The following is a 5,596-nucleotide window of genomic DNA, read 5'->3' on the forward strand; positions in this document are numbered from 1 at the left end:
GTTTTATTATAGTTGTAAATTAACTATTTTCTTCAGTTTTTAAAGCTTCAACATTAGCTTTCACTTCAGCTTCTGTACCTTCAAAAGTCACATAATTAGTAGACTTTTCCCCATTTTGGTTTATAAGGGTAGTTACTACTGCTTTAAAAACACCATCTTCAATTTCATTCATTTCTACTTTAATTTCTTTCGAAATATTTTGAGCTACTAATTCTGTAGCTTCTTTTTCTTCGGTATAAGCAGCAATACCTTCAGCAGTAATTGCAATACTAGGTGCAATAACTAATGCCACAACACTCATTAATTTTAATAGGATGTTTAATGAAGGTCCAGAAGTATCTTTAAATGGATCTCCAACAGTATCTCCAACTACGGCAGCTTTATGCGCATCTGTTCCTTTTCTGCCTTGTTCTTCAATAGTTTTCTTAGCATTATCCCAAGCACCACCAGCATTCGATTGGAAGATTGCCATAAGCACACCACAAGTTGTAACACCTGCAAGCAAACCACCTAGCATTTCTGCGCCTCCTAAAAAGCCAACAGCTACAGGTACAACAATAGCTAATAACCCTGGTAATACCATTTCTCTTATAGACGCTTTTGTAGAAATATCAATACATTTACTATAGTCAGCAACACCATCAGCTTCATCAAAAATAGCACGTTGCTCTTTTGTAGCTTTAGTCATGTCAGAATCAACAGCTCTCATAACTTCTAATGCTGCTTTTAATTTTGGAATATCTCTAAACTGACGTCTAACTTCTTCAATCATTGCCATAGCCGCTCGACCAACAGCATTCATTGATAAAGCAGAAAACACAAATGGTAACATGCCACCAACTAATAAACCAGCCATAATTTTAGGCTGAGATACATCAATAGCCGTTACACCAGCAGTTTTCATAAAAGCTGCAAATAACGCTAAGGCTGTTAATGCTGCAGAAGCAATGGCGAAACCTTTACCTACAGCCGCAGTTGTATTACCAACAGCATCTAATTTATCTGTACGTTCACGAACTTCGCTTGGTAATTCTGCCATTTCAGCAATACCACCAGCGTTGTCACAAATTGGTCCGTATGCATCAACAGCTAATTGAATACCTGTATTTGCTAGCATACCTACCGCTGCAATTGCAATACCATATAATCCAGCATAATGGTGAGATACCATAATAGCTGCTGCAATTAAAAGAATTGGAATTGCGGTACTCATCATACCAACACCTAAACCTGCAATAATATTTGTTGCAGAACCTGTTTCAGACTGCTTAACAATTGACATTACAGGTTTTTTTCCTGTAGCTGTGTAGTATTCTGTTATTTTACCAACACCTAAACCAGCTACTAAACCAGCTATAGTTGCCCAAAATACACCCATTGCTCCAAATGGTAAACCTTCAACAGATTCTGGAATTAAAGCATTAATTATAAAATAAGACGCTATTACCATTAATATAGCAGAACCAAATTCTCCAATATTTAATGCTGTTTGTGGGTTTCCTCCATCTTTCACTCTTACGAAAAATGTTCCTAAAATAGACATTATTATACCTACAGCTCCAAGAACTAAAGGTAAGTAAACAGCTCCTAAGCCACTAAAATCTGGTGTTAGAATAAATGCTCCTAAAACCATAGTACCAATAATAGAACCTACATAAGATTCAAATAAATCGGCTCCCATACCAGCAACATCTCCAACATTGTCACCAACATTATCAGCAATAGTTGCAGGGTTTAACGGGTGATCTTCTGGGATTCCAGCTTCTACTTTACCAACTAAATCGGCACCAACATCGGCAGCCTTTGTATAAATTCCTCCACCAACACGTGCAAATAAAGCAATAGATGAGGCTCCTAATGAAAATCCTGAAAGCACATTTAATACCATCGCTAAATTTTCAGCTCCAGGCCATAAGTTTTGATAAAACATAAATAAACCACTTAGGCCTAAAATACCTAAACCTACAACACCAAGTCCCATAACAGCACCACCTGCAAACGCTACTTCTAAAGCTCGCCCTAATGATGTTCTTGCCGCTTGTGTAGTTCTAACATTCGCTTTGGTTGCCACTTTCATCCCAATAAACCCTGCTAAGGCAGAACAGATAGCTCCAATAATAAATGACACGGCTACAATTCCACTTGATCCTGCTTCTGATACGCCTTTAAAATATAATAAGACAGCTACTGCAGCCACAAAAATTGCTAAAACTTTGTATTCAGCTTTTAAGAATGCCATGGCTCCGTCTGCAATATTTTTAGCTATACGTGACATTTTTTCATCACCAACTTCTTGTTTAGAAACCCATCCGCTTTTTAGAAAAACGAAAATTAAAGCTACAATACCAAAAAGTGGTAAAAATTTTACTATTAAATCCATATTAGTTAGTTAGTATTAGTTAATAATTTTTTTAACGGAGCTAAAAATAGGAAAATATAAGTGATAAAAAAAACCACCTTAAATTTAAGGTGGTTCATTTTTAATCTATTAGACTAATAGTCTTTTGTTATATTGTGAAAGTTCTTTTTTTCTTGTGTTCACTTTCATCATAGCGTTGTACGCATTTGTTATAAATTTCAATAGCTTCTTGAGCATTTCCCCATCCGCCAACATCTACTTTCTTTTTTTCTAAATCCTTATACACTTGGAAAAAATGTTCAATTTCTTTTAATCTATGTGGGTTTAAATCAGATATGTCTTTATTGTTACTCCAAATAGGGTCTGATACTGGTACGCAAATAATTTTTTCATCTGGTCCCTTTTCGTCAGTCATATGAAAAACCCCAATAGGTCGTACTTCCATAACAACCATAGGGTATGTAGGTTCTGTTCCCATAACCAAAACATCTAAAGGGTCTTGATCTAAAGCTAGTGTTTCTGGTATAAAACCATAGTCACCAGGGTACATCATAGATGAAAATAACATTCTATCAAACCGGATTTTATGTAATGTAAAGTCGTACTCGTATTTATTTCTGCTTCCTTTTGGTATTTCTATTAATACATCAAAAGTTAATGCTTTTTTCTTACTCATGTTTATTCTTTTTGGGCTGCAAAGGTACTGAACACTTTAACATTTAACAACAAAAATCAATTTGTTTTAAATCTTTTTAATAAAGTAAAAAAATAAGTTTATTCTTATAAAGAATTTAATAAAAAAAGTGTTAATATTTGCTATCTTGTGCGCGACTAACTCAAATACAGATTATTATGCGTTTTTGTTTATTATTATGTTTCGCTTTTTTTTCATGTTTAATAATTCGTGCTCAAACTCAGCCTTGGCAAGGTAAATTTGAACCCATTGATAACATGATAGCACCCCCAAATGCTTATCGTGCTGCAAGTGGAGCTCCTGGAAAAGCGTATTGGCAACAACGTGCAGATTATAAAATAAAGGTTGTTTTAAACGAAGTAAACAATACTATTTCTGGAGAAGAAATGATTACTTATTACAATAATTCTCCAGACGATTTAAGCTATTTGTGGATTCAGTTAGAACAAAATGTAAATAAAAAGGGGAATGAAGATTTTGGAGGTATAAACAATAGCATAAAAGAAGGTATGAACACCAGACAAATGCAATTTCTTACCAGAGCCATCGATTTTCCAGCTGGGTATTCTATAAAATATATAAAAGACGTCAACGGTAATTCTATAAAATCGTTGGTTAATAACACGATGATGAAAGTGTTACTTGACAAGCCATTGAAATCTGGTGAATCCATGCGTTTCTCTATAGCTTGGTCGTATCCAATTACCGATCGGAGTATGTATTTGTTATCTAGAGAAGGCTACGAATATTTTCCAGAAGACGATAATACGGTTTACTTAATAGCACATTGGTTTCCTAGAATGGCAGTTTATAATGATACTGAAGGCTGGCAAAATCAGCAGTTTCAAAAATTAGGCGAATTTGCTTTAGAATTTGGCGATTATGAGGTTGAAATTTCTGTACCTGAAGATCATATTGTTGCTTCTACTGGAAGTCTTCAAAACAGTGAAGCTGTTTTAACAAAAACACAGCAAAAAAGAATGGAAGAAGCTCGTAAGTCATTTGATAAACCTGTGATGGTTATTACAAAAGAAGAAGCTGAAGCTAACGAAAAAACAAAATCAAAAAAACTAAAAACTTGGAAATTTAAGGCCGAAAACGTTCGTGATTTTGCCTTTGCATCTTCCAGAAAATTTATGTGGGATGCACAAGCTGTAAAACTGCCAACCAATACGGTTATGGCTATGTCCTTTTATCCAAAAGAAGGTTTGCCAGTATGGCAAGAAGAATCTACAAAAGCAGTTATGCATGCTTTAGAAGTATATTCTGAAGCGACATTCGATTATCCGTATCCTGTATGTATTTCAGTAAATACTTCCAATATAGGTATGGAATTTCCCATGATTAGTTTTAATGGTGGACGTGTTATAAATGGTAAAATAAGTGATCGTGCTAAACAGGGTATGATAGGTACTATTATTCATGAAGTTGGACACAATTGGTTTCCTATGATTGTGAGTTCAGACGAACGTAAATGGATGTGGATGGACGAAGGTTTAAATACGTTTTTGCATCAGCGTACTGTTGCAGAACGTTATCCACACTTTAGTAGTACAACACCAAAAAGCATTGTGCCTTTTATGAGTGGTGATAAAAATATTTTACGCCCCATAATGACCACTTCAGATAACGAATTATTCAATCAGTTTGGAGCTAATTTCTACATTAAACCCACCGTTGGGTTACAAATGTTGCGTCACTCAATTATTGGAAAAGAATTGTTCGATCAAGCATTTAAAGAATATGCGAACCGTTGGAAATACAAACACCCAAATCCTGCCGATTTATTTAGAACACTAGAAGATGCTACTGCAACAGATTTAGATTGGTTTTACAGAGGTTGGTTTTTTACAACCGATAATGTGGATATGGAATTAACCAATGTAAAATGGTTTAAGGTTTTTGAAGAAGACACTAATATTGAAGATAAAAATAAAAAATCGCAATTTAAAATTGAAGGCGAAAACACAGAGGTTAAGGCTAAAGATTTTTCTAGCGGTCCAGAAGTAATAAATATGACAGCAACGCCAGATGCTGCTTACGGTCAGTTTTTATCAAGAATTGATGAAGCTGAGGTTAGAAAACAAATATCTAGCAAAAATATTTACGAAGTCACCATTAAAAATAAAGGCGGATTAGTAATGCCTGTTACTATTGAATGGATTTATAAAGATGGCACTAAAGAAATAAATCAATTGCCTGCTCAAATATGGCGCAGAAACGAATACGAGGTTAAACAAACCTTTATAAAAGAAAAGGAGGTTGTTAAAGTAAATCTTGATCCTAATTTTGAGTTTGCCGATGTAGATACAACAAACAATAGTTTTCCAAAAGTAGAAGAAGCATCAGAGTTTGATACCTTTAAGAATAAGAATACGGGTAATTGATTTTTATGCAGAAACAAGTTTATAACCAATTATAATAACCACAAGTGCTTACTTTTAATATTTTACACATCTTCTCAACTGGAAATTTAAAATTATGATGTTTTATAAATCTAAATTTTACTTGTCGCTCTTGGAAATGCAAAGCATTCATGAATA

3 protein-coding genes and 1 pseudogene are annotated in these 5,596 nt (G+C 34.4%); 1 reads left to right on the forward strand and 3 read right to left on the reverse strand.

Annotated elements, in window-relative coordinates:
- Positions 1 to 19: 19 nt before the first annotated feature.
- Together AADI82_RS13355 and AADI82_RS13360 are read right to left on the reverse strand one after the other, a co-directional pair.
- Complete coding sequence (locus tag AADI82_RS13355) at positions 20 to 2,380, reverse strand: sodium-translocating pyrophosphatase (protein WP_341216923.1); 2,361 nt, start codon at positions 2,378 to 2,380, stop codon at positions 20 to 22.
- A gap of 127 nt (positions 2,381 to 2,507) precedes the next feature.
- A complete protein-coding gene (locus tag AADI82_RS13360; protein ID WP_341216924.1) occupies positions 2,508 to 3,035 on the reverse strand; it encodes an inorganic diphosphatase in 528 nt (175 codons plus the stop codon).
- A gap of 275 nt (positions 3,036 to 3,310) precedes the next feature.
- Here AADI82_RS13360 and AADI82_RS13365 point away from each other — a divergent pair, with 275 nt between their 5' ends.
- Positions 3,311 to 5,440, forward strand: coding sequence for a M1 family metallopeptidase (locus tag AADI82_RS13365; RefSeq protein ID WP_341216925.1), 2,130 nt, complete (start codon positions 3,311 to 3,313; stop codon positions 5,438 to 5,440).
- Between the two features lie 22 nt (positions 5,441 to 5,462).
- On the opposite strand, the pseudogene AADI82_RS13370 reads toward AADI82_RS13365, so the two are convergent.
- Positions 5,463 to 5,596, reverse strand: a pseudogene (locus AADI82_RS13370) (IS3 family transposase); the annotation flags it as partial.

The sequence above is a fragment of the uncultured Wocania sp. genome (genome assembly GCF_964021735.1).
GTDB lineage: Bacteria > Bacteroidota > Bacteroidia > Flavobacteriales > Flavobacteriaceae > Wocania_A.

Coding starts and splice junctions, on each gene's coding strand:
- AADI82_RS13365 (WP_341216925.1), top strand. CDS start 3,311: ATGATAGCACCCCCAAATGCTTATCGTGCTGCAAGTGGAGCTCCTGGA.
- AADI82_RS13360 (WP_341216924.1), bottom strand. CDS start 3,035: ATGAGTAAGAAAAAAGCATTAACTTTTGATGTATTAATAGAAATACCA.
- AADI82_RS13355 (WP_341216923.1), bottom strand. CDS start 2,380: ATGGATTTAATAGTAAAATTTTTACCACTTTTTGGTATTGTAGCTTTA.